The following is a 23,315-nucleotide window of genomic DNA, read 5'->3' as shown; positions in this document are numbered from 1 at the left end:
TTGCCGGGAAAAAGTGACCAGAGAACTAAAGCAGCTTTTCGAGCGAATCAAGCAGAACCTGGCTCAAAAGGCCACTCCCGATAAACCGAGGGAAGGAAGAGGGATGACCCGTTGGGTCCGGGCCTGCTTGAAGCGGCTGGAGAAGAAAATGCAGGTTCACAACGCACTCCCTTTATGGGAACAGATTAAGTTTTACTCTCTCTGGCACGACTTCAAGCTTCTTGCCCGTGTCCCTGCGGTGACCCCGTTTAGCCGGTGTCGGACAAACCGGTAGGCGTCCTAACAGGACGTGGGAGGCGGGGTTAACCCTCCGCCGGGGGAAACCCTTCCGGCGCAGGATTTATGCCACTCCCATCCGGGTGGGACTCCCGGGCCGAGGTCCCCTGTCGCCCTGCTCCCCCGGGGGCAAATCAAATTTCTGGAAGGAGGCGAAATCCTGGTCGGGGGCCGGCTTGCAAAACTTATATTTTGTTAAGTATTGTAAGCTTTTTAAAACCAGGTGTGCGGTGGAAGGGCTTTTTTCACGCACGGAGTTACTGATTGGAGAAGAAGGTCTTGCCATACTGGCCGGGAGCCGGGTAGTCGTTTTCGGGCTGGGCGGCGTGGGGTCATATGCTGCCGAGGCCCTGGCCCGGGCGGGATTGGGTAATCTGGTGCTGGTGGATTTTGACCGGGTTTGCCCCAGCAATATAAACCGCCAGCTTCATGCCCTGACCTCCACTGTGGGACAGTACAAGGCTTTGTTGATGGCGGAACGGGTTAAACTTATCAACCCGGATATCCGGGTTGAGGCGAGGGTGGAGCGTTATTTGCCCGGGGTGGCGGAATCTTTTTTTCATCCGGTTCCCGATTATGTAATTGATGCCATTGATGATGTTCCGGCCAAGGTTGATCTCATTGCCAGCTGCGTCCGCCGGAACATTCCCGTCGTATCCAGCATGGGAGCGGGCAACAAGCTTGATCCCGCCGCCTTTAAAGTAGCGGATATTTCCCAAACCGCCGTTTGTCCCCTGGCCCGCACTGTCCGTCGCCGCCTTCGCCAGCTGGGCATTACCACCGGGGTAACCGTGGTTTTTTCCACCGAGCCCCCCAGGCGGTGCGCGCCCTCCGTTAAGAGCCCCGAGGTACCGGGGAGCATCTCCTTTGTACCGCCGGTGGCCGGCTTTATCCTGGCCGGAGTGGTGGTGCGCAGCCTTACCGGGCTGTAAACGGGTATACAGGTTAATGAATTGACAGGTGCTTTTGACGGGTATTATAATTTAGAAGGTAGTTAATTAACCCTGAGGGAGAGTGAGGGGGATTACAGTTTATTGGGAAAGGGGAGAAAGGTGTGGTCGGCGAAAATATCCAGACGTTAACAGATGCTAATTTCAAGGAGTTCGTCACTACTGCCCAGGTTCCGGTGCTGGTGGATTTCTGGGCTGAATGGTGCGGTCCTTGTAAGATGATTGCCCCGGTGGTGGAAGAAATAGCTGCGGAATTTGCGGGCAAGGTGCAGGTGGCCAAGCTGAACGTTGATGAAAACCAGAAAACGCCGGCAGATTATAAGGTTATCAGTATCCCCACGCTGATCATCTTTAAGAATGGCCAGGAAATAGAGCGTTCTATTGGTTTCAAAACCAAGAGGGAAATAAAAGCTATTCTGGAAAAGCACTTATAAAGTAATTGTACAGTGAAAATGAGGGCACGTTCGATAACGAACGTGCCTTACTGTTTTCTGAAAAACCCTGGTAGAAAAGTTTAATTTTCTTTAAGAAATTTTTTAATTAAATTGTATTATCTCGTTAGAGAAATGACCATACTATTAGCAAGGTCGGGGAATTTCAAAGGGAGGTGAAAGTTGTGACGGGAATCAGCCTGGTGGAGTATTTCCAGAAAGTTAGTGAGCGTCTGCCCGGTGAAGCGGAAAGGGTCCTCATTGCCCTGATGGAGCAGGGCAGCATGAATAAGGAGGAACTTTCCCTTACGGCAAAGGTAAAAAGGGCCGTTCTGGACCACGTGGTCATGCAGCTCTACGCCCTGGGCCTGGTTGACGTCTCCACCGAAGGGAAGAGCAAGATCTGCAGTGTGACCAAACTGGGCGGGGACTTTTTAACCCTGATCAAGAAGGCCAGCTAAACACGGCCGTTCAACTGACTGGTTGGCGCCGGCCTGGAAGCCGGCGCCTCAGGCTGTTTACAAACTTCTTACGTGCCCTGGTTTTATGAGGGGGAGCGACCTGGAGTGAGCGCTGCCGGGTCAGGCCCGGGCGACGGGATGAGGCGGGGCCGCGGACAGGATGTCCGCGGAGGTGTGAATGTGGCCGGTACCCGCCGAAGACCGGAGCCGGGGCGGGGCCCTTTGGCCCGGCCAGCGATACGACCGGGAGCGACGACTAAAACCAGGGCACATCTTGTCTGGTTCAGTGAATTATTGCTGTTTCTATAGCCACTGATTAAAATGAAAATTGCTATAATGGGGAGTATAAATAAATTTTTACGCCAAATCCCGCTTGAGGTTTTTTTCAGTATATCAAGGTCAGAGGTGAGTTTTCGATGGACAACCTCTTCACCCGGTCCCTGGAGCACACGCTGGAGCGGGAGGCACCCCTGGCCGAGCGGATGCGTCCCACCACCCTGGATGAATTTGAAGAGCAGGCTGCCGTGGTGGGCAGGGGCACGCCTCTGCGCCGGGCCATTGAAGCCGATCAGTTGCGTTCCATCATCCTCTGGGGTCCGCCGGGGACGGGCAAAACCACCCTGGCCCGGATCATCGCCCGCATGACCAGGGCGCATTTTGCCAGTCTCAACGCGGTCATGGCCGGGGTAAACGATATCCGCCGGGTGGTCCAGGAGGCAAGGGACCGGCGGGCTTATTACGGTCAAAAGACAATTCTCTTCATAGATGAAATTCACCGCTTCAACAAGGCCCAGCAGGACGCCCTCCTCCCCTCGGTGGAAAACGGCCTGATTACCCTGATCGGGTCCACCACGGAAAACCCCATGTTTACCGTCAACCGCCCCCTGTTAAGCCGCTCACAGCTCTACCGCCTGGAGCCCCTTTCCGATGAAGCTATTTACCGTATATTGCGGCGTGCGCTGGCCGATAAGGAAAGAGGTCTGGGGGAGTACCGGGTGGAAATTGAGCCGGAGGCCATGCGCCATTTCGTCCGGGCGGCTGGCGGCGATGCCCGGGCGGCCCTGAACTTTTTGGAAATGGCGGTGCTGACCACTCCCCCCGGTGAAGAAGGGGTGCGGCGCATTGACCTGGCGGTGGCCGAACAGGCTTCGGGGCGCCAGGTGCTCAAATACGACCGGGAAGATGAGCATTACGATGTGGTTTCCGCCTTCATCAAGAGCATGCGGGGTTCCGATCCCCAGGCCACCGTCTACTGGCTGGCCCGCCTTATTTATGCCGGGGAGGATCCCGCCTTTATCTGCCGGCGGATGATGATCCATGCCGCCGAGGATGTGGGTCTGGCCGATCCCCGGGCCCTCCTGGTGGCCACCGCCGCGGCCCAGGCCGTGGAACGGGTGGGACTGCCGGAGGCCCGCATTATTATGGCCGAGGCCGCCCTGTATATCGCCAGGGCGCCCAAGAGCAATTCGGTGATCCGGGCCATTGACCGGGCCATGGCCGTGGTGGAAAGGGAGAGATCCCACCCGGTGCCCGTTCACCTGCGGGATGCCAGTTATCCCGGCGCTGCTGCCCTGGGCCACGGGAAGGGCTACAAGTACCCCCATGATTATCCCGGTCACTACGTGCCCCAGCAATACCTTCCCCCGGAACTGGCAGGCAGGGTATTTTACGAGCCTTCCGGGGAAGGGGAGGAAAAGGAATAATTCATAGTGAGCTGCTCGGTTTTTGTTGACACTACCCGATGGAGTGTGCTACAATCATCCCAGGAAATCCGAGTATTTTAGTATGAATTGAACATGGATTCATAACCCGGGGGAGGTGAGGGCTTGCGCCTGTCCACCAGGGGCCATTACGGTCTCAAAGCCATGTTCGACCTGGCTCAACATTATGGTACAGAGCCCATCCCTTTAAAAAGTGTGGCCGTAAGGCAGAACCTTTCCGAGCATTATCTGGAACAGCTGATCGCCAGGCTGCGCAAGGCCGGTCTGGTCAAAAGCGTCAGGGGGGCTCAGGGGGGGTATATCCTGGCCAGGGAGCCGGGGAAGATTACTGTGGGGGAGATAATCCGGGCCCTGGAGGGACCAATTGCGCCCGTGGATTGTGTTAAAGAAGTGGAACCGAAGGAGTGCAACCAGGCTGACTACTGCATCAGCCGTATTGTCTGGACCCGGGTGCGGGACAGTATTGCCGAAGTCCTGGATTCCATAAGCCTGGCCGATATGTGCCGTGACGCCGAGAAAATCCACCACCAGAACAGGGACTTTGACCAGAAAAGAGGAGGCTAACAGTTGTATGACCCGCAGAGTTTATTTCGATCACAGTGCTACCACTCCCGTACACCCGGAAGTGGTGGAAGAGATGTACCGCTTTTTAAAAGATAATTTCGGGAACCCCACCAGCCTGCATTACTTCGGCCAGAAGGCCAGGAAGGCGGTGGAGGAGGCCAGGGAAAAGGTGGCCGCGGCTATTGGTGCCAGTCCCGCGGAAATTGTTTTTACCAGCGGCGGTACGGAAGCGGATAACATGGCCATTCACGGGGTGGCCTATACCAACCGCAACCGCGGCAACCACATTATTACCTCCGCCGTGGAACACCATGCCGTGCTCAACACCGTTAAGGCCCTGGGTAAACAAGGGTTTACCGTTACCATCTTGCCGGTGGACCAGTACGGTATGGTCAGTGTGGAAGACGTGGCTGCTGCCATTACCGATAAAACCATCTTGATTACCATCATGCATGCCAATAACGAAGTGGGTACCATCATGCCCATTGCTGAAATCGGGCGCCTGGCCAGAGAAAAAGGCATTTTGTTCCATACCGATGCGGTGCAGAGTTTTGGTAAAATTCCCGTCAATGTTGATGAACTGAACGTGGACCTGCTGAGCATTTCCGGCCATAAAATTTATGGCCCTAAAGGAATTGGCGCCCTCTACATTCGCAAGGGTACCCGGTGGAGACAGACCCTCTTCCATGGCGGTGCCCAGGAACGGTTACGCCGGGCAGGGACGGAAAACACTCCCGGAATTATCGGGCTGGGCAAGGCGGCGGAGCTGGCCATGGCCAACATGGAACAGGAAGCAGCTTATCTCACCAGGTTGCGGGACAAGCTCATTGATGGGGTGATGAAGAAAATAAGTCACGTTCGCCTTACCGGGCATCCCACCAAACGCCTGCCCAACCATGCCAGTTTCTGCTTTGAATTTATCGAAGGTGAATCCATGCTTTTGAGCCTTGACCTGCAGGGCATAGCCGCTTCCAGCGGTTCGGCCTGTACTTCCGGTTCCCTCGAGCCGTCCCACGTTTTGCTGGCCATGGGTATTCCCCATGAAGTGGCCCACGGTTCTATCCGGATAACCCTGGGCAGGGACAATACGGAAGAAGATATAGATTACTTCCTGGAAGTAATGCCGCCGATAGTGGAAAGGCTCAGGGCCATGTCTCCTCTGGATCAGGAGACGGAATTTGCCCTTTCTGACCGGTGCAATGGTTGCCGGGCCAGTCATTCATGTCATGTTTAAGGGGGGGCACCAGAGCGATGTATTCAGAAAAGGTGATGGATCATTTCACCAATCCCCGCAATGTGGGGGAAATTCCCGATGCCGATGGTGTGGGTCAGGTGGGCAACCCGGTATGCGGGGATATTATGAAAATCTATATTAAAGTAAAAGATAATGTTATCGAGGATATTAAATTTAAAACCTTTGGTTGCGGGGCGGCCATTGCCACCAGCAGCATGGTAACCGAAATGGTAAAGGGAAAGACTATAGAAGAGGCCATGCAGGTGAGCAACAAGCAGGTGGCCGAGGCCCTGGACGGGCTGCCTCCCCAGAAGATGCATTGTTCCAACCTGGCTGCCGATGCTCTGCATGCGGCCATCCAGGATTACCTCAGTAAAAAGAAAAAAGAAGCATAAACAGGTGGATTGGATGAAGCCAAGGGTTGTTGTGGCCATGAGCGGCGGGGTGGACAGTTCGGTCACCGCCGCCCTTTTGGTTGAAAGAGGCTACGAAGTAATTGGTGTGACCATGCAAATCTGGGATCCCGGTGTTACGGAAGTGGCCGGCGAACACGTGGGCTGTTGTTCCCTGGCTGCTGTTGAGGATGCCCGTCGGGTGGCTCACCGGCTGGGTATCCCATATTATGTGCTTAATTTCCGCGAAATTTTTGAGGATAAAGTAGTAAACTATTTTTGTGCTGAATATCTACGGGGGCGAACACCCAACCCCTGCATCGCCTGTAACCGTTACATTAAATTCGAGAGCTTGCTAAACAAGGCCCGGGCCCTGGGAGCGAGTTATATAGCCACAGGACACTATGCCCGTATAATTTATGACGACGAGCGGGGCCGCTATTTATTGAAACGGGCGGCCGATACCCGCAAGGACCAGACCTACGTGCTGTATAATATGACCCAGGAGCAGCTGGCGCACACGCTGATGCCCCTGGGGGATTACACCAAGGAACAGGTGCGTCAGATGGCGGCAGAGAGAGGGCTGCCGGTGGCGGAAAAGGCCGAAAGCCAGGAAATATGTTTTATCCCGGATAATGACTACCATAACTTTTTAAAGGAGCGGGCGGAAACACAGATTAAGCCGGGGCCATTCCTGGATCTCCAGGGCAATGTTATCGGCCAGCACCGCGGCATTCCTTTTTATACCATCGGCCAGCGACGGGGGCTGGGGATTGCTGCCGGCCAGAGGCTTTACGTGGTGGATATCGATCCCGAGCGTAACGCTGTCATTCTGGGCCCTGAAGAAGCCATTCTGGGAGATGAACTGGTGGCGGAAGATAATAATTTTATTTTGATAGAAAAACTTACCGCGCCAATGGAAGTTTCCGCCCAGATCCGTTACAATTCCCGCCCGGCGCCGGCGGTTATCATTCCCCGGGATGATGGCCGGGTGCTGGTTCGTTTTACAAATCCCCAGCGAGCCATTACCCCCGGCCAATCGGTGGTATATTACCAGAACGATTATGTGGTCGGTGGAGGCGTTATAACCACAAAAGGTAAAAAGAATTAAACTTTCCCTGCACTGCCATTCCAGCTTCTAGGATTTATTGTGACAAATGGCGGTTGAGGTGGAGTATTTTTTTGGCCCCGGCCGGGCATAATGCAAGTGTAAAGTGATAATACAGGAGGCGAAGCTATTTGAATTGCCCGGTTTGTGGTGGCAAAGCTACCGGGAAAGTGGGCCAGGACCAGTATTACTGCTGGGATTGCTGCGTGGAGTATCGCATTAATAAGGAAGGCGTGCAGATTTACGAACTGGCTGAGGATGGTAGTCTGGTAGCCTTCGACCCGCATAACGAATTCCTGCTTTAATCTTTTACCAGGGGGGTGAAGCTGGTGCGTATGAGCTTCTGGCGCGGTATTATTGCCGGCAGTGTACTGGGAGCAGTAATTGGTATTCTTATGGCCCCCCCACAGAGAAAACCGGAGCAAAGGAACATTTTTCGCATAGCGCGAAGCGTCCGTCGCGGGTCCAGAACCCAGAGGATACTCCGGGGAGTTACCAGCAGGGTTACCGATATGATCCGTTAAATTGCTGTAGAAGGACGATTGCTGCCCGGCCGGTTTTGCTTCCGGGCAGCTGCCAGGTGAGGTAATACCTCACTTTTTCTTTTTTAGCTCTATATCTTCCATTCAAAGCCTCTCCCTTGACACTATCCAGGCACTTTTTGTATAATTACTCCGAAATATGATGGGCTTTCTTGTACCGGCGAAGAGCGGTTTTTCTTTTTAAACGGGAGGTAAAGGATAGTGACCGGGAAGGAGATCAGGGAAAAATTTCTCAAATTTTTTGAAGCCAGGGGGCACCGCATACTGCCCAGTGCTTCTTTAATTCCGGCCAACGATCCCAGCCTGTTGTGGACGGCTGCAGGGATGGTTCCCTTTAAGCCATATTTTACAGGTGCGGCAAAGCCGGAGGTACGCAGGGTGACCACCTGCCAGAAGTGCCTGCGCACACCGGATATTGAGTCGGTTGGCCGTACAGCCAGGCATCATACTTTTTTTGAGATGCTGGGCAACTTCTCTTTTGGGGATTATTTTAAAGAAAAGGCCATCCCCTGGGCCTGGGAGTTCACCACCCGGGTTCTGGGCCTGCCGGAAGAAAAATTGTGGATTTCCATTTATCTTGATGATGATGAGGCCTTTGATATCTGGCACCGGGAAGTAGGTGTTCCTGCTGAACGGATAGTGCGCATGGGCAAGGATACCAACTTCTGGGAAATCGGGGTTGGCCCCTGCGGTCCCTGTTCGGAGATATACGTTGACCTGGGAGAAGAGCGGGGCTGTGGTTCCGCCACCTGCGGCGTAGGTTGCGATTGTGATCGCTTTTTGGAAATCTGGAATCTGGTCTTTATCCAGTTTTTCCGGGATGAAGCCGGGAATTACACGCCGCTGGCCAGCAAGGGTATTGATACCGGGATGGGCCTGGAGCGGGTGGCTTCTGTCCTGCAGGGAGTGCAGAGCAACTTTGATACCGACCTGTTCCGGGAAATTATGGATTTTACTGCCAGCCTGGCCGGTGTGAAATATGGCGTTGATGGTAAAACCGATATGGCCCTGAAGGTAATTGCCGACCACTGCCGGGCGGTAACTTTTGCTATTTCCGACGGGGCACTGCCTTCCAACGAAGGACGCGGCTATGTACTCAGACGCCTGTTGCGCCGGGCGGCACGTTTTGGAAGGGTGCTGGGACTGCAAGAGCCTTTTCTTTACCAGGTTTCCAGGGCGGTAATTAATCAGATGGCCGATGCCTACCCCGAGTTGCCGGCCAATGAGGAGCACGTGCTGAAGGTTATTCGCAGTGAAGAGGAACGCTTTGGCGAGACCCTGGCCCAGGGCATGGAAATTTTAAACCGCCTGGTCGAGGAAGCCAGGGCTACCGGTTCAACGATTATCCGCGGGGAAGATGCTTTCCGCCTTTATGATACCTATGGTTTTCCTCTGGAGTTAACCAGGGAAATGGCCGCCGAAGAAGGGCTTACCGTGGATGAGGAAGCATTTACCCGGGCCATGGAGGAGCAGAGGGAGAGGGCCCGCCGCGCGCGCCAGGAAACGGAATACCTCTCCGAAAAGGATGCTTTTTATCAGGTTCTGCGGGACAGGGTAGGGGAAAGCAGATTTGTAGGCTACGATACCCTGAAAACCAGGGCGCGGGTTACAGCCCTGCTTAAAGAAGGGCAGCCGGTGGAAAAGGTGGTTGCCGGCGAGGAAGTGGAGATTATCCTGGATGTAACGCCCTGTTATGCCGAGGCCGGTGGACAGGTTTCCGACCATGCCAGGATCAGCTCCACGGAGCTGGAGGTCGAGGTGCGGGAGGTTTACCGCCCTGTTGAGGGGCTCTATGTACACCGGGGCAGGGTTCTTAACGGTATCCTGCAGGAAAATGCCAGTGTAGTGGTGGAGGTGGACAGCGAGCGACGCTGGAACACGGCCCGCAATCACTCGGCAACCCACCTGCTTCATAAAGCATTAAAGGAAATCCTCGGTCACCACGTGAACCAGGCCGGTTCTCTCGTCGAGCCCGACCGCCTGCGTTTTGACTTCACCCATTATGCGCCGGTATCGCCCGAAGAACTGCGGCGTATTGAGGAAATGGTTAATCAGGTTGTGCTGGAAAACCTCCCGGTTGAAACACTGGTTACCTCCCTGGAAGAAGCCCGGGCAATGGGTGCGGTGGCCCTGTTTGGGGAGAAGTACGGTGAACGGGTCCGGGTAGTTAAAATGGGGGATTTCAGCCTGGAACTGTGCGGGGGTACCCATGTCCGTTCAACGGCCGAGATCGGCTTCTTCAAGCTGATCAGTGAAAGCAGTGTAGGTGCCGGGCTGCGCCGGGTGGAAGGTGTTACCGGTATTGGAGCGCTGCGCTATATACGAGCCCAGGAAGAGCAGTTATCCCGGATTGCAGCCCTGGTCAGGGCAACCCCGTCAGAAGTGGTCCACAGGGTGGAGTCCCTGCTGAAGGAAATGAAGGAGCTGGAACGGGAGAGCGAAGGCCTGCGCGCCCGGCTGGCCCGTTTCGAAGTGCAGAGCTTGCTGGAGCAGGTTAAGGACCTGGATGGTATAAAATTCCTGGCCGCCAAAACCAGTGCCCCCGACATGGACAGCCTGCGGGCCATGGTAGACCTGCTGAGGGAGCGGCTCGGGTCGGCGGTGATTCTTCTGGCCAGCCCGGCAGGTGAGAAGGTCAACCTGGTGGCGGCAGTGACCAGAGATCTGCTGCCCCGGGGGTTGCATGCCGGTAAGCTGGTTAAGGAAGTGGCTTCCATGCTCGGTGGCGGGGGAGGCGGGAGGCCGGATATGGCCCAGGCCGGCGGAAAAGATCCTTCCCGCCTCCAGGAGGCGCTGCAAAAGGCTTACACCCTGGCAGCGGGGCAGATAAAGAACTGAAGCGGGGTTTTGCCCGCTTTTTTTATTAAAGTTACCTGAACAGTAGTTTCTGGCATTAGAGGAAAAAGGGACGGGTCAACGAATATAGATCACTGAGGAGGTTATATTTTTAAAAGGGGGGATCGGGGTTGAGCAGGGAAGCTTTCGAAAATACTGTTATGTTTAAGGTAGAGGGGGAGGAAGTCAACCAGGCGAAAGAAATCCTTTTATCCGTCTACGGGGCGCTTAAAGAAAAGGGATATAATCCGATCAACCAGCTTGTAGGCTACTTGCTATCCGGGGATCCGGCATATATTACCAGCCACAACAACGCCCGCAGTAAAATCAGGCAGCTGGAAAGGGATGAATTGTTAGAAGAACTGGTGAAAAGTTACCTGAAAAATGCCGGTGCCATGTAAAAGGTACCATATAAAAGTTACGTAGAAATAAGGATTGTTTCTTGGGGAAAGAAGGAGCATCCATTGGAATATCGTCCGCTCGGTCAAACGGGGATAAAAGTTTCCCGGCTGTGCTTTGGTGCCCTTACCATTGGCCCGCTGCAGGCTGCACTTCCCGTGAGCAGCGGGGCGGCAGTTATTCGCCGGGCTCTGGAAGCCGGTGTTAATTTTATAGATACAGCCGAATATTACCGGACTTATACTTATATTTACGAGGCGATCAGGGACTGGCCGGGTGAAGTGATAATTGCCTCCAAGTCTTATGCCTATACCCGGGAGGGCATGAGGCAAAGCCTGGAAGAAGCTTTGCGGGCACTTCACCGGGATTACATAGATATTTTTCTTCTCCATGAGCAGGAATCGGCCCTGACCATCCGCGGGCATTGGGAAGCTGTGGAATATCTGCTATCAGCCAGGGAAAAGGGTATGGTGAGAGCTATCGGTATCTCCACCCATAGTGTGGAAGGTGTCAGGGCGGCGGCCCGCGTACCGGAATTTGATATAATTCATCCCCTTATCAATATGGCCGGGATCGGTATCGTTGGGGGAACCAGGGAGGATATGCTGGCAGCCATTGATGAGGCGGCTGCTTTCGGTAAAGGCATTTATGGTATGAAGGCCCTGGGAGGGGGGCATCTCATTCCCAGGGTGCAGGAAGCACTGGCTTTTGTTCTGGGCATTCCCCATCTGGCCAGCGTGGCCGTGGGCATGCGGACAGTGGCAGAAGTTGATTTTAATGTGGCGGTATTCAGCGGCTTGCCCCTTTCAGCCGCCCTCCGGGAAAGGGTTGGCCGGCAGAGGCGCCGCCTGCACATCGAAGACTGGTGCAGGGGCTGCGGGCGATGTGTGGAAAGATGCGGGGCGGGAGCGTTGTTCCTGGTTGCGGGCAGGGTGAGGGTAGATCATTCGCGTTGTCGCCTGTGCGGTTACTGTGGAGCGGTCTGTCCGGATTTCTGCATAAAGGTCATTTAAGGTGGGAGTGGATTTTGTCATTGCGGATAATGGGGCTGGATGTGGGTGAAAAAAGAATCGGGGTAGCGGTAAGCGATCCCCTGGGATGGACCGCACAGGGGATAGGGGTTATCCGCGGAGATCAGCCGCGGGCGCAGATAATGGAGCAGTTAAAAAAGCTGGTGCAGGAGTACCGGGTGGAGCGTATTGTGGTGGGCCTGCCGCGGAATATGAACGGTACGCTGGGCAAACAGGGGCAAAGAGTGCTTGATTTTGCCCGGGAAATTGGTGCTGAATTGGAGCTGCCGGTAGAGACCTGGGATGAACGACTCAGTACCGCCAGCGCGGAAAAAGTTTTGCTGTCTGCCGATCTTAGCCGGGCCAGGCGAAGAAAAATTATTGATAAAATGGCTGCAGTCATAATTTTACAAAGCTATCTGGACTCTCGCTTCAGGTCATAAAAAGTTGCAAAATGGGGAAAATTAACTTTAAAGTGGCGTGATTCTTGTTACCTGCCGGTTTTTCTTTTTCTTGACAAACAGGTTCTCCCTGATATAGAATAGGCACAACTTTTAAAAGAGGTGAAAGAAATGTCCGAACAGGAACTGGAGCTGGAAGAAGTAATAACCCTGGTGGATGAAGACGGCCAGGAGCAGGATTTCGAGGTTATTGATATCATACACCTGGATGGTTCAAAGTACGCTGTTTTACTCCCCGTTCCGGAAGTTGACGCCGGTGCGGCTGATGATGAAGAAGGAGAGGCCATCATCCTCAGGTTTGAGACGGACGAAGAAGGCAATGAAATTCTGGTCGATATAGAAGATGACGAGGAATGGGAAAAAGTTGCCGATTACTGGGAAGAAATGATTGAAAATGAGGATTCATGAAAGGTCCGGAAAAAGTTAATAACGGGTGAAATGGAGCTGGGTACAGGGACGCCTGGGTTATCCAGCTTTTTTATTCTTTCATCCCCCTTATACCAGTACCTGAAAAATGCCTGAAAGGGAACATTTTTGTCTTTTGTGTCGTCTTTTAACGGGGGGAGAGAAAATGAAAAGGCCTTATCTGATCATTACCGGACTTCTGGTGGGAGTATTCCTGGCCCTTGGTGCTGCCGGCATCGGTACCCTGTACGGTCAGGGCAGGGTTGTTGCCGGCGTGCGGGCGGCCGGCATAGATCTGTCACATATGGACAGGGAAGCGTGCCGGCAGGCTCTGGGCACGCTGGAGAAAAAGTTGAACAGCACGCCCCTTGTTTTCCTTTACCGGGACCATACCTGGACTTTATCCCCACCGGAGGTAGGCTTGCGTTTGGACACGCAGGCCATGCTGACCGAAGCCCTGCAGGCCGGCAGGGACGCACCCTGGTGGCTGCAGTGGTATCAGAGATGGAAGATTAAAAGGGAAGGTTACCAGCTTCCATTAATGGTAGTTCTCAACCGGGAAAAGTTTAATCAAAAGCTCAATGCCCTGGTCGAAGAAATCATTACTCCCCCCAGGGATGCTGCCTTCCGGGTTCTTCCCGATGATCGCATTGAAATTATTCCGGGCCGCGATGGGCTGGCGGTGGATGAAGAAAGGGCCTACCGGGATTTGCTGGCCGCCCTTTCAGCCGGCAAAAAGCCCGAAATTCAACTCAGCCTGAGACATGTTAAACCCCGCACCACCACGGAAGAGGTTCGGGCCATGGGGCTTAAAGGCCTGCTGGCCGCTTACACTACCAGTTTTGATGCTTCTTATACGGATCGGGTTTATAACATCCGGGTGGCTGCGGCGGCATTGGACGGGCTGCTCGTACCCCCGGGGCAGGAGGTTTCCTTCAATAAGGTGGTGGGGCCCAGGAGTTCCGAGGCCGGTTATAAAAACGCCAAGGTAATAATCAACAATAGATTGGTGGATGGAGTTGGCGGCGGGGTATGCCAGGTTAGCAGTACATTATATAATGCCGTCCTGCTGGCCAACCTGGAGGTACTGGAACGTACCAACCATTCCCTGCCGGTTTCCTATGTCCCGGTAGGCCGGGATGCAACGGTGGTTTATGGAGCTATCGATTTTCGCTTCCGCAATAATACGGAGAGTTATATTTACATACGTTCCGTCGTGAGCGGGAACCGGCTGACTTTTAAGATTTACGGTAATACTGATTATAAAGTACCCGTGGAAATCCGGAACCGCATCACGGAGGTTCTGGAGCCGAAGGTTATCCGGGAGCCGGACCCCAACCTGGAACGGGGGGAACAGGTGGTTAAGCAGAAGGGAGTCCGGGGTTACCGGGTAGTAACCGAGCGTGTGGTGCTGGAGAACGGCCGCCGGTACACAGAGAGGCTTCCGGGTAGTTTTTACAGACCGGTAGACCAGATAATAGCCGTGGGTACCAGGGAGCCCAGTACCGGGCCCGTGGTTCCCCCGCCGGCTGGCGGTCAGGTAACTGTCCCGGATGAAGACGAGAATGCCGACCGGCAGGAGCCTGTGCAGCCGGGCGGCGAAGGAGATCAGGATCTGCCCGATCAATCCCTTCCTGATCGGGACAGCGTACCTGAAGTAGTTTACCCGGATAGTTCCCCCGGGGCGGGGGACTGAAGTCAGGTTATTGTTCTGAGAAAGATAAAGCATTATAATATGGTAAAATAATGCAGGCTGGTAAAAATGAAGGAATTATACGGTATTATCAGGCTAAAGGGCAAAAAAGGCTTGCTAAAGGGAAGTATGATCCTGGGGGGGCTTTCCTTAGCGGTATTTGTTTTCTATATCTGGGGGATGCTTTCCCCTTTATCTCCGGGTAATGGTCAGCCCGTGAAACTGACCGTTACCCGTTCTTCATCCACCAGCAGTATCGGGCAAATGCTTTTTGAAAAAGGATTAATACGCAGTGCCTGGATTTTTAACCTGTACACCCGCTTGAGAGGGGTTGATGATCAACTCAAGGCGGGTACGTATACGTTTTCCACGGCCCAATCACTGCCGGAAATAGTTAATGAACTGGTTAAAGGTTCTGATGACGGGCGAGTTATTACCATTCCCGAGGGGTTTACCTTAAAACAAATAGCCCAGCTGCTGGAAAAGGAGGGCCTGGTCAGCAGGGAGGATTTTCTGGCCGCCGCTGCGGAGGATGACTTTAATTATCCTTTTGTAAAGAAACTCCCTCCGGGCCCAAACCGGTTGGAAGGGTACTTATTCCCGGATACTTACCGGGTGAGCAGCAGTACCACTGCCCGGAGCATTATTGATCTTATGCTGCGCCGTTTTGACCAGAAGATGAAAGAGATGGATTACTACCGGAAGGTAGAAGCGGCCGGTTTAACCCTGCACGAAGCGGTAATCATTGCTTCCATGGTGGAGAGGGAGGCCCGGGTGGACCGGGAGCGCCCTGTTATAGCCGGGGTTATTTTTAACCGCTTGCAGCGGGACATGCCCTTACAGATTGATGCTACGGTTCAGTATGCTCTGGGCAGTCAAAGGGCAAAATTATATTACAGGGATCTGGAAATAAATTCTCCCTACAATACCTACCTGATAAAAGGTCTTCCACCGGGTCCCATAGCCTGTCCCGGGGAATCCTCCCTGCTGGCCGCCGTAGAGCCGGTAAAAACCAGCTATCTTTATTACGTGGCCAGGCCTGATGGAACCCATGCCTTTGCCAGAACACTGGATGAGCATAATGCCAACAAACGGAAATATATACGCTAAATGTTAATTATTGTACGGAACAAAAGGTGGTTCAGCGTGGAAATTCCGGAACTTCTGGCTCCAGCCGGTGATCTGGAAAAATTAAAAGCAGCTGTAGTTTTTGGTGCAGATGCTGTTTATCTCGGCGGGAAGCAGTTCAGCCTCCGGGAAAGGGCGGGTAACTTTACACTGGAAGAACTGGCAGCGGGGGTGGAGTTTGCCCACGCCCGTGGAGTCAAGGTATATGTTACGGTAAATATATTTGCCCGGAACCGGGACCTGGACGACCTGCCAACATACTTGAAGCAACTGGAACAGATCGGTGTTGATGCGGTTATTGTTTCCGATCCCGGCGTCCTTACCCTGGTCCGGGAAACAACTCCCGGGTTGCCGGTACACCTGAGTACCCAGGCCAATACCACCAACTGGAAAGCCGCCCGTTTCTGGCAGGAACAGGGGGTATCCCGCATTATTCTGGCCCGGGAACTCGGCCTGGAGGAAATCCGCGAAATTCGCCGGCAGGTGACCGTCCCCCTGGAAATTTTCGTTCACGGGGCCATGTGCATATCCTATTCCGGGCGGTGCCTGTTGAGCAGTTATATGACCGGTCGGGATGCCAACCGGGGGGACTGTGCCCAGGCCTGCCGGTGGCGCTATGCCCTGGTGGAAGAAAAACGGCCGGGGGAATACTTTCCCCTGGAGGAGGATTCCCGGGGTACCTACATCTTGAGTTCCCGGGATCTCTGCCTCCTGGAATATATTCCCCAGCTGGTGGAAGCGGGCATTAACAGCCTGAAAATTGAAGGCCGGGTTAAAAGCATACATTATGTGGCCACCGTGGTGAGCGTTTACCGCCAGGCCCTGGATGCTTACCGGGCAGATCCCGGCCGCTTCCGGGTCCGGAAACGGTGGCTGGAAGAGCTGGGCAAGGTGAGCCACCGGGAATATACCACGGGCTTTTTTGCCGGTCCGCCGGTAAGGGCTGCCCAGGGTGCGGTGGATTCCATTTATCTTCGCCCTTATACTTTTACCGGTGTGGTCAGGGAATACGATCCTGCCCGGGGGCTGGCCCTGGTTGAGCAGAGGAACCGTTTTGCCCGGGGAGAAGTCCTGGAGGTCCTGCTTCCCGGCGGGGAGACGTTTTCTTTTACGGTAACCGGATTATATGACGAAAATATGGACCCTGTAGATGCGGCCCCCCATCCCCGGCAAAGGGTTTTTCTTTCCCTGCCCCGCCCTGTGCTGCCCTGGAGCCTGTTACGCCGCCGGGAGGAGTATAAGGATTGACCCGGCGGGCCAGAATGGATAAAAATGGCTTTGTGGAAGTGAAATTGTGCCGGGAAAGCGTTTGGTCAGCCTTTTTTTCATTTTCCTGTGCTGCTTTGCTCTTTTAATTCTCCACCTGGCTTTTATCCAGCTGGGGCGGGGTAGCGAGTATGCTTATTTGGCCCTGCAAAGGGAAAGTCGCACCATAATTCTGGAAGAATATCCCCGGGGGGAGATCCTGGACCGGCACTTACAACCCCTGACCGGCAGTTACGATGCCAACCGGGTGGTGATTTTCCCCGAGCTGGTTCAGGACAGGCAGGCGGTTGTGGCTTCCCTGGCTGGGATTTTGAAATTGCCGGTGGAAAAGGTAGCCCCCTATTTTGAGCGTCCCTGTTACCTGCCTTTTCCCCTGACTCCCGAACAGGCCGGGGCCATCCGGGAGCAGCGGTGGCCCGGCGTTCTGGTGCTGCCCGTCCACCTGCGCTATGGTCCTGCCCCCCTGGCCACCGGGGTAATCGGTTACCTGGGCCGGGTGCAGTCCAAAGAAATGCTGGAAACTTTAAACGCCAGAAGCGAGAAAAGTTACAGCCTGAGCGACTGGGTAGGCCGTGCCGGCCTGGAAATGTACTATGAAAATGAGCTCAAAGCAACCAGGCCCGGGGCATACGCCCGTATTTTCGTGGATGCTGCCGGGAGGATTATACCGGGACTGGGTCCTGCCGTTGACCTCCAGGCGGGGGACCCGGGGCGACAGCATCTGGTAACCACCCTGGATGCCGGGATCCAGCGGGTGGTGGAGGAAGTAATGGACCGCCGGGTAAAAAAAGGGGCGGTAGTGGTAATGGAGCCCCGGACCGGGGATATTCTGGCCCTGGCCAGCCGCCCTGTTTATGATCCCCGTCCACCTGAGGTGGCTGCGTATCTGGAGCGGGGCGAAGAGGGGACCTTTACCGATCAAACCACGGCCCTGTTCACTCCCGGTTCTGTCTTTAAGGTGGTGGTTGCGGCCGCCGCCCTGGCGGAGGGAATTGTGAAGCCAGAGGACCAGTTTGAGTGCCGGGGCAGCCTGGCCCGCCCCGTGCGTTGCTGGTATGATCCGGGTCATGGTACCATCAGCTTCAGCCGGGCTTTTGCAGAATCCTGCAACCCGGTTTTTGCCCGGGTGGGCCTGGAACTGGGAGCCCAAAAGATCATCGAGTATGCCGGCCGTTTCGGGCTGGATAACCAGGAGATTACGGGTTATCCCGTACCGCGCGACAGGCGCCAGAACTGGCAGCTGGTTGCCGCCCCTTACAACCTGGTCAACAGCAGCCTGGGCCAGGGCCCGGTGCTGGCCACGCCGGTACAGATCACAGCCATGATGAATGTTATCGTTAACGGAGGCGTATATGTCCAGCCGCGGCTGATCCGGGAATTGAGAAATGATGAGGGGGAGGTGGTTCGTTCCTTTCCCCGTGATTCCGGGCGCAGGGCCATTCCTGCCTCCACCGCTGTTCAGTTGAAAGAGATGCTGCAGCTGGTAACCACAATGGGCGTTGGCCGCCAGGCTTATGTGCCCGGTTGCGGCAGTGCCGGCAAAACCGGTTCAGCCCAGGTGGACGGCCAGGATAAGGTAAATGCCTGGTTTACCGGATATGCCCCCCTGCAAAATCCCCGTTATATAGTGACAGTTCTGGTGCAGGAAGGGGTCAGCGGGGGGGAAACGGCTGCCCCCGTTTTCCGAGAGATAATGCAAAAAATTCTTACCCTGCCACAGGAACAGGGGGAAGGTTCCCCTTAACCACTTCTCGTGCATTGACTGCTTAGTAAAGGTATAGTAGGATAATAGTATAATTGGTTCCGGGAGTGTTGTTTTTATGATCATCAAGGGGGAAAAAATCCGTGCTCTGCGGGAAGAGCGCGGGTATACATTGCAGGATCTGGCCCGGCGGGCGAACCTCTCCCTGTCCTATTTGAGCGAAATCGAAAGGGGTTCCAAACGTCCCTCTTTAAAGACCATTGAGAAGCTGGCTGCCGCCCTGAACGTGCCCAAAGCGCAGCTTATTGAGGGGGATGTCACCGACAGCGGCCTGTCCCTGGGAGATAAGATCCGCATCCTGCGCAGCGAAAAAAACCTGTCCCTTCAAGAACTGGCCAGCCGGGCGGGTATTTCCCTGTCTTATTTAAGTGAAATTGAACGGGGAACGGTTTACCCCGCCCTGAGCACCTTAAAGCGCATAGCCGAGGCCCTGGAAGTTTCGCCGACTTCCATTATGGGGCAGGAGGGTTCCCTGGGGCATAAACTCAAAGCCCTCCGGGAAGAATACGGGCTCACCCAGGCCCAGCTGGCAAACCTGGCGGGAGTTACAGCGGGGTTGATTGGCCAGATCGAACAGGGCAAGGTGCAGCCTTCTTTGAAAACGCTGGAAAAACTGTCCGAAGTGATGGGTGTTTCCCCGTGCTATTTCATCATGGAGCCGGGAGCAGTAGATCAGATGCTCAGCCTGATGAATCCCGAGTTGCGGGAACTGCTCATGCACCCCAACGTCCAGTCGGTTTTGAACCTGGTCTGTAACCTCAACCAGAAAGAATTACAGTTTATTTTAAATTTCATTCAGCTTTTCAAGCGTTCCAACCTGTGCTGAAAAGGGCGGCTTTGCGCGGGAGGCAATTGCCGTCCATTTTTATTCTGTCGCCCGGAAGCTTGACGCGCTGGTTAAAGTAATGGTAAACTGTGGTGTGGGATTGCAGAAAATTTATTGCAAGCGAAATTATTATTTAGTATAATAATAGGGAGAGATACCCATGCCCGCTTTTGTGGTCAGGGACCTGTGTGCCGGCTGTGGAGCGTGTGCGGAGGTCTGTCCTTATAAAGCCATAACCGTTACCGCCAGGCTGGCCGTGGTAGATCCGGGATTATGCCGGGAGTGTGAAGAATGCATTTTCATCTGCCCCAACGGGGCCATTACAGCTACCTGACCGGTAAGGCAATAAATTTTCAGGGGGTGTAAGCCGTGCCTATCTATGATTTTCAATGCAACAGCTGTGGTCACAAATTTACCCTGCTGGTAGGGATTGATGAGCGGGACAAGGTCTCCTGCCCCCAGTGTCAGAGCCGGGATGTGCGCCAGCTGATTACCGGCTGTGCTGTTCGCGTAAAGGGCGGTAGTTGCGGCAGCGGGCAGGGCAGTTCCGGTCTGGCCGGTGGTTGAAGGATTTAAATTAAGGGCTGGTAGCCCTTTTCAACATGATAATTTTGAAATGGGGGTAATTTTATGACCCTGGAATTAAATGAAAGCAATTTTGATAGCGAAGTTTTGCAGTCGAGCCTCCCGGTGCTGGTGGACTTCTGGGCACCCTGGTGCGGGCCCTGCCGCAGCATGGCTCCCATTATTGATGAACTGGCTGCCGAGTTTGCCGGGCGGGTCAAGGTGGCCAAAGTTAACGTGGATGAAAACCGGGACCTGGCCGGCCGTTTCGGTGTAATGAGCATACCCACCCTGATCATGTTCAAGGGTGGACAGGTAATGGGCCAGATAGTCGGTTATACTCCCAAGGGGGTTCTGGCTAAAAAGCTGGAGAGCCTGCTGTAAGGAAGGTTCTGTGGAATATTAATGGCGGTGTGTGTATCACGCGGGGGACATCCGCCGCGTGATACAGGGGCACCGCCCTTTCCGTTTCTTACTCCAGGTTCTGTTGCGGCACCAACTTTTTCAGTGTAGCAGTTTTTCCAGTTCACCCCGGTTAAATCCTACCACTACCCGGTCTCCCACGGTAATGGTGGGTACGGCAAGCCGCCCGGTTTTGCGCACCATTTCGCTCCGGGCCAGTTCATCCTCGGCCACATTCTTTTCGGTAAATTTTATTCCTTTTTGGGAAAGAAACTCTTTCACCGTACGGCAGTGGGGTCAGGTGGGGGTGGTGTAAACCGTTACGGGTTCCGCTGTCATTGGCCAATACCTCCTGGTGGATGGAATTTTCCCTCGAATTTATTTTTTGAGTCTGAAGTAGATTATATACGCTGCCGTCATATCGCTTTTCAGGCAGGAACCCGTCCGGAAATGTCGAACTATTTGCACCGGAAAGGAGTTACTTAATTGGTTGGTACATTCATTAATGTGGCAGCTATTTGCACGGGTGCCCTGCTGGGGGCTTTGTTTAAAAAAGGCATCCCGCAAAGAGTGGGCGATACGGTCATGCAGGGGCTCGGCCTGGCGGTTATTCTGGTCGGGGCACAAATGGCCCTGCAAACCAGAAACCCGCTTATTGTCATCGGTAGCCTTGCCCTGGGCGGTGTGGCGGGTGCCGGCCTGGATATCGAGGGCAGGCTGGAGTCGCTGGGAAGGCGCATTGAAGCCAGGTTCGGGCGTTCCGGGGAGGGCGGCCTGGCATATGCTTTTGTCACCACCAGCCTGATTTTTTGCGTTGGTGCGATGGCCGTGATGGGGTCCATTGAGGACGGGCTGACCGGCAACCCCCGGACCCTGATAGCCAAGGCCATGCTGGATGGAATTGCTGCCGTAATTTTTGCTTCGACCATGGGTGTAGGGGTATTTTTTTCAGCAATTCCAGTATTTATTTACCAGGGGAGCATTACCCTTGCCGCGCGGCTGGTGGGTGCAGGTTTGAGTCCCTGGGTGGTATCCGAGCTGACCGCTACCGGCGGCCTGCTTATTGTGGCTATCGGCTTGAATTTATTGCAGGTTACCCGCATTAAAGTGGGAAATTTATTGCCCGCCATTTTTATTGCGGCTGCGATTACGGCCATTATAGAAATTTATCACTGGTAAGCCACCGCGGCCTGCCTCTGGACCAGGTTGCCGGTGCGGGAATAAAAAGGATTACCTGTTGTGGGGCCAGGACCCCTTTTTCTTCAATTCCAGGACCAGTTTGTGCAGCGCTCTCTTTTCAATACGCGAGACGTAGGACCTGGATATACCCAGCTTCCTGGCTATTTCCCTCTGGGTGGCCTGAATACCGTTATCCAGGCCGAAGCGCATGGATAATACTTTTTTTTCCCGGGGGCTTAACTGCTCGATTATTTCCATCATGTTTTTTAACTCGAACCGGTTCTCCACTATTTCCGGTACCGTTTCCGGGTGGGTGCCAAGTATCTCCATCAAGGTAACTTCGTTGCCTTCCTTATCCACCCCTACGGGGTCGTATAAAGATACCTCCTGGCGGATTTTTTTCAGCGACCTGAAGTGCATGAGAATTTCGTTTTCTATGCACCTGGCGGCGTAGGTAACCAGGCGGGTTCCTTTAGCCGGATCGAAGGAGTTGATGGCCTTAATAAGGCCGATGGTTCCTATGGAAATTAAATCGTCCATATTCTCGCCCATACCTTCATATTTTTTTACAATGTGCGCTACCAGGCGCAAATTGTGTTCCACGAGGACAGCACGCGCCCGGTCGTCCCCTTGAGCGGCCAGTTTTAAATAATGTGCCTCTTCCTCTTCGGACAGGGGGTGGGGGAAAACGTTGCTGGCGATATAGGAAACCAGCAGCAGCAGCCCGTTGACCAGGGACAGGCAGAGTAAAACCCAGAGGCCAGAGAGCACGTGCCATCCCTCCATAACGGCTGCACGGAGTAATCAGTAATAGATAATATGGAGGGGCTGGATAAACTGTGCCTGTCCGGTGGTTTAAATGCCGCTACCAGCAGGACTTACCATGCTCCGGGTCGAAGTAAGCTTTCCGGTGAGGATGATGATTCTTGTTCTGTACGGGACTGCCGAAGCGCGTGATTTAATCTCATTGCTCAGTGCCAGCGGTTATCCAGTTCTGGCAACAGCCCTGACGGCTTACGGGGGGACCATTGCCGGCATGGGGGGAGCGGTGGAAGTATTGCCGGCTCCGGAAAGTGCGGCGGATCTGGCCGAGCAGATAAAGCGGCGGGGGATTAACCTGGTGGTTGATGCCACCCACCCGTTTCCGGGTCCCCTGTCCGAAATGGCCCGGCAGGCGTGCCAGGAGATGCGGGTACCTTTTATACGCTACCAGCGGGAGGAAACCATCCTGCCGGAAGATCCCCTTATTCACCCGGTGGATTCCTGGGATGAAGCAATACAGGTGGCGGCCCGGCTGGGAAATAATATTTTTTTAACCACGGGCAGCAACAACCTGGAACTTTTTGTGCGTTCCCCGCATATGAAGGGAAAACGGCTGATAGTAAGGGTGCTCCCCGATTATCGCATCATCAAAAAGTGCCAGGATATGGGTTTTCTGCCCCGGGACATAGTAGCCCTGCAGGGGCCTTTTTCCACCAGGTTTAACAGGGCCATTTTCCAGGCTTATAAGGCCGATGTTATTGTAACCAGGGACAGCGGCCGGACCATTGATACAAAAATCAAGGCTGCCCTGGCCCTGAAACTTCCGGTTGTAGTCATCAAGCGCAGTCCCCCGGCGGGGAATAATATAGCCTGTACTTACCAGCAGGTATTCAACCTGGTCAAGCAGTATCTGGGGGAGCGTGGCTGAAAGAAATGGGGAGCGT

The 23,315-nt window shown here is 54.3% G+C and carries 27 protein-coding genes and 1 pseudogene; 26 read left to right on the top strand and 2 right to left on the bottom strand.

Annotated elements, in window-relative coordinates:
* The 24 genes and pseudogenes from BR83_RS17415 to trxA (BR83_RS0111720) form a co-directional block, all read left to right on the top strand.
* Positions 1-274 (top strand): annotated as a pseudogene (locus tag BR83_RS17415) (IS200/IS605 family accessory protein TnpB-related protein); the annotation flags it as partial.
* Between the two features lie 232 nt (positions 275-506).
* Positions 507-1,208 (top strand): tRNA threonylcarbamoyladenosine dehydratase, encoded by a 702-nt coding sequence (locus tag BR83_RS0111830; RefSeq protein WP_027357257.1) that lies wholly within the window; start codon positions 507-509, stop codon positions 1,206-1,208.
* Between the two features lie 122 nt (positions 1,209-1,330).
* Positions 1,331-1,660 (top strand): thioredoxin, encoded by a 330-nt coding sequence (gene trxA / locus BR83_RS0111825; protein ID WP_027357256.1) that lies wholly within the window; start codon positions 1,331-1,333, stop codon positions 1,658-1,660.
* Between the two features lie 182 nt (positions 1,661-1,842).
* On the top strand, positions 1,843-2,118 hold the full coding sequence (locus tag BR83_RS0111820; protein WP_027357255.1) for a transcriptional regulator: 276 nt from the start codon (positions 1,843-1,845) through the stop codon (positions 2,116-2,118).
* 416 nt (positions 2,119-2,534) lie between these two features.
* Positions 2,535-3,821, top strand: coding sequence for a replication-associated recombination protein A (locus tag BR83_RS0111815; protein WP_027357254.1), 1,287 nt, complete (start codon positions 2,535-2,537; stop codon positions 3,819-3,821).
* Between the two features lie 123 nt (positions 3,822-3,944).
* Positions 3,945-4,403 carry an RrF2 family transcriptional regulator gene (locus BR83_RS0111810; RefSeq protein WP_027357253.1) on the top strand — a complete coding sequence of 153 codons (459 nt, stop codon included), beginning with the start codon at positions 3,945-3,947 and terminating at the stop codon, positions 4,401-4,403.
* 7 nt (positions 4,404-4,410) lie between these two features.
* Positions 4,411-5,637 carry a cysteine desulfurase NifS gene (gene nifS / locus BR83_RS0111805; RefSeq protein WP_027357252.1) on the top strand — a complete coding sequence of 409 codons (1,227 nt, stop codon included), beginning with the start codon at positions 4,411-4,413 and terminating at the stop codon, positions 5,635-5,637.
* Between the two features lie 17 nt (positions 5,638-5,654).
* Positions 5,655-6,032, top strand: a complete 378-nt coding sequence (gene nifU, locus BR83_RS0111800) for a Fe-S cluster assembly scaffold protein NifU (RefSeq protein WP_027357251.1) — start codon at positions 5,655-5,657, stop codon at positions 6,030-6,032.
* Between the two features lie 13 nt (positions 6,033-6,045).
* Positions 6,046-7,140: a tRNA 2-thiouridine(34) synthase MnmA gene (gene mnmA / locus BR83_RS0111795; RefSeq protein ID WP_027357250.1), complete on the top strand. Its 1,095-nt coding sequence runs from the start codon at positions 6,046-6,048 to the stop codon at positions 7,138-7,140.
* 128 nt (positions 7,141-7,268) lie between these two features.
* Positions 7,269-7,442, top strand: coding sequence for a hypothetical protein (locus BR83_RS17325; RefSeq protein ID WP_013823098.1), 174 nt, complete (start codon positions 7,269-7,271; stop codon positions 7,440-7,442).
* Positions 7,443-7,457: 15 nt separating this feature from the next.
* Positions 7,458-7,661 (top strand): YtxH domain-containing protein, encoded by a 204-nt coding sequence (locus BR83_RS0111785; RefSeq protein WP_242839669.1) that lies wholly within the window; start codon positions 7,458-7,460, stop codon positions 7,659-7,661.
* A 219-nt stretch (positions 7,662-7,880) separates the two neighbouring features.
* Positions 7,881-10,517: an alanine--tRNA ligase gene (gene alaS / locus BR83_RS0111780; protein WP_027357248.1), complete on the top strand. Its 2,637-nt coding sequence runs from the start codon at positions 7,881-7,883 to the stop codon at positions 10,515-10,517.
* A gap of 128 nt (positions 10,518-10,645) precedes the next feature.
* Positions 10,646-10,915 carry an IreB family regulatory phosphoprotein gene (locus BR83_RS0111775; protein ID WP_027357247.1) on the top strand — a complete coding sequence of 90 codons (270 nt, stop codon included), beginning with the start codon at positions 10,646-10,648 and terminating at the stop codon, positions 10,913-10,915.
* 63 nt (positions 10,916-10,978) lie between these two features.
* Complete coding sequence (locus tag BR83_RS0111770) at positions 10,979-11,926, top strand: aldo/keto reductase (protein ID WP_027357246.1); 948 nt, start codon at positions 10,979-10,981, stop codon at positions 11,924-11,926.
* 20 nt (positions 11,927-11,946) lie between these two features.
* Positions 11,947-12,366, top strand: a complete 420-nt coding sequence (ruvX, locus tag BR83_RS0111765) for a Holliday junction resolvase RuvX (protein ID WP_027357245.1) — start codon at positions 11,947-11,949, stop codon at positions 12,364-12,366.
* A gap of 129 nt (positions 12,367-12,495) precedes the next feature.
* A complete protein-coding gene (locus BR83_RS0111760; protein ID WP_027357244.1) occupies positions 12,496-12,792 on the top strand; it encodes a DUF1292 domain-containing protein in 297 nt (98 codons plus the stop codon).
* 163 nt (positions 12,793-12,955) lie between these two features.
* The gene (locus BR83_RS15825) at positions 12,956-14,485 is read left to right on the top strand and encodes a VanW family protein (RefSeq protein ID WP_051618191.1); all 1,530 of its coding nucleotides are present in this window, start codon (positions 12,956-12,958) and stop codon (positions 14,483-14,485) included.
* A 66-nt stretch (positions 14,486-14,551) separates the two neighbouring features.
* Positions 14,552-15,592 (top strand): endolytic transglycosylase MltG, encoded by a 1,041-nt coding sequence (gene mltG, locus BR83_RS0111750; protein ID WP_027357243.1) that lies wholly within the window; start codon positions 14,552-14,554, stop codon positions 15,590-15,592.
* A 36-nt stretch (positions 15,593-15,628) separates the two neighbouring features.
* Complete coding sequence (locus BR83_RS0111745; protein WP_027357242.1) at positions 15,629-16,858, top strand: peptidase U32 family protein; 1,230 nt, start codon at positions 15,629-15,631, stop codon at positions 16,856-16,858.
* Between the two features lie 46 nt (positions 16,859-16,904).
* A complete protein-coding gene (locus tag BR83_RS0111740; RefSeq protein WP_027357241.1) occupies positions 16,905-18,620 on the top strand; it encodes a peptidoglycan D,D-transpeptidase FtsI family protein in 1,716 nt (571 codons plus the stop codon).
* A 76-nt stretch (positions 18,621-18,696) separates the two neighbouring features.
* On the top strand, positions 18,697-19,464 hold the full coding sequence (locus BR83_RS0111735; RefSeq protein WP_027357240.1) for a helix-turn-helix domain-containing protein: 768 nt from the start codon (positions 18,697-18,699) through the stop codon (positions 19,462-19,464).
* 160 nt (positions 19,465-19,624) lie between these two features.
* Positions 19,625-19,798, top strand: a complete 174-nt coding sequence (locus BR83_RS0111730; RefSeq protein ID WP_027357239.1) for a 4Fe-4S binding protein — start codon at positions 19,625-19,627, stop codon at positions 19,796-19,798.
* A gap of 35 nt (positions 19,799-19,833) precedes the next feature.
* Positions 19,834-20,031 carry an FmdB family zinc ribbon protein gene (locus tag BR83_RS0111725; protein ID WP_027357238.1) on the top strand — a complete coding sequence of 66 codons (198 nt, stop codon included), beginning with the start codon at positions 19,834-19,836 and terminating at the stop codon, positions 20,029-20,031.
* A 63-nt stretch (positions 20,032-20,094) separates the two neighbouring features.
* Entirely contained in the window at positions 20,095-20,412 is a 318-nt protein-coding gene (gene trxA, locus BR83_RS0111720; protein WP_027357237.1) for a thioredoxin, read from the top strand.
* A 120-nt stretch (positions 20,413-20,532) separates the two neighbouring features.
* Here the strand turns inward: trxA (BR83_RS0111720) and BR83_RS15820 are convergent, their stop codons facing one another.
* A complete protein-coding gene (locus tag BR83_RS15820) occupies positions 20,533-20,769 on the bottom strand; it encodes a glutaredoxin family protein (protein ID WP_083543129.1) in 237 nt (78 codons plus the stop codon).
* Positions 20,770-20,916: 147 nt separating this feature from the next.
* On the opposite strand from BR83_RS15820, the gene BR83_RS0111710 reads away from it, so the two are divergent.
* The gene (locus tag BR83_RS0111710) at positions 20,917-21,609 is read left to right on the top strand and encodes a DUF554 domain-containing protein (protein ID WP_027357236.1); all 693 of its coding nucleotides are present in this window, start codon (positions 20,917-20,919) and stop codon (positions 21,607-21,609) included.
* A gap of 51 nt (positions 21,610-21,660) precedes the next feature.
* Here the strand turns inward: BR83_RS0111710 and sigK are convergent, their stop codons facing one another.
* Positions 21,661-22,380, bottom strand: coding sequence for an RNA polymerase sporulation sigma factor SigK (sigK, locus tag BR83_RS0111705; protein WP_027357235.1), 720 nt, complete (start codon positions 22,378-22,380; stop codon positions 21,661-21,663).
* 112 nt (positions 22,381-22,492) lie between these two features.
* Here sigK and cobK point away from each other — a divergent pair, with 112 nt between their 5' ends.
* Positions 22,493-23,299, top strand: a complete 807-nt coding sequence (gene cobK, locus BR83_RS0111700; RefSeq protein WP_027357234.1) for a precorrin-6A reductase — start codon at positions 22,493-22,495, stop codon at positions 23,297-23,299.
* Positions 23,300-23,315: the final 16 nt, after the last annotated feature.

The sequence above is a fragment of the Desulfofundulus thermocisternus DSM 10259 genome (assembly GCF_000686645.1).
Lineage (GTDB): Bacteria > Bacillota > Desulfotomaculia > Desulfotomaculales > Desulfovirgulaceae > Desulfofundulus > Desulfofundulus australicus.
This window is presented reverse-complemented; position numbering and strand designations above follow the sequence as displayed.

Coding starts and splice junctions, on each gene's coding strand:
- mnmA (WP_027357250.1), top strand. CDS start 6,046: ATGAAGCCAAGGGTTGTTGTGGCCATGAGCGGCGGGGTGGACAGTTCG.
- nifS (WP_027357252.1), top strand. CDS start 4,411: ATGACCCGCAGAGTTTATTTCGATCACAGTGCTACCACTCCCGTACAC.
- BR83_RS0111815 (WP_027357254.1), top strand. CDS start 2,535: ATGGACAACCTCTTCACCCGGTCCCTGGAGCACACGCTGGAGCGGGAG.
- trxA (WP_027357237.1), top strand. CDS start 20,095: ATGACCCTGGAATTAAATGAAAGCAATTTTGATAGCGAAGTTTTGCAG.
- cobK (WP_027357234.1), top strand. CDS start 22,493: ATGCTCCGGGTCGAAGTAAGCTTTCCGGTGAGGATGATGATTCTTGTT.
- BR83_RS0111735 (WP_027357240.1), top strand. CDS start 18,697: ATGATCATCAAGGGGGAAAAAATCCGTGCTCTGCGGGAAGAGCGCGGG.
- mltG (WP_027357243.1), top strand. CDS start 14,552: ATGAAGGAATTATACGGTATTATCAGGCTAAAGGGCAAAAAAGGCTTG.
- nifU (WP_027357251.1), top strand. CDS start 5,655: ATGTATTCAGAAAAGGTGATGGATCATTTCACCAATCCCCGCAATGTG.
- BR83_RS0111760 (WP_027357244.1), top strand. CDS start 12,496: ATGTCCGAACAGGAACTGGAGCTGGAAGAAGTAATAACCCTGGTGGAT.
- BR83_RS0111730 (WP_027357239.1), top strand. CDS start 19,625: ATGCCCGCTTTTGTGGTCAGGGACCTGTGTGCCGGCTGTGGAGCGTGT.
- BR83_RS15825 (WP_051618191.1), top strand. CDS start 12,956: ATGAAAAGGCCTTATCTGATCATTACCGGACTTCTGGTGGGAGTATTC.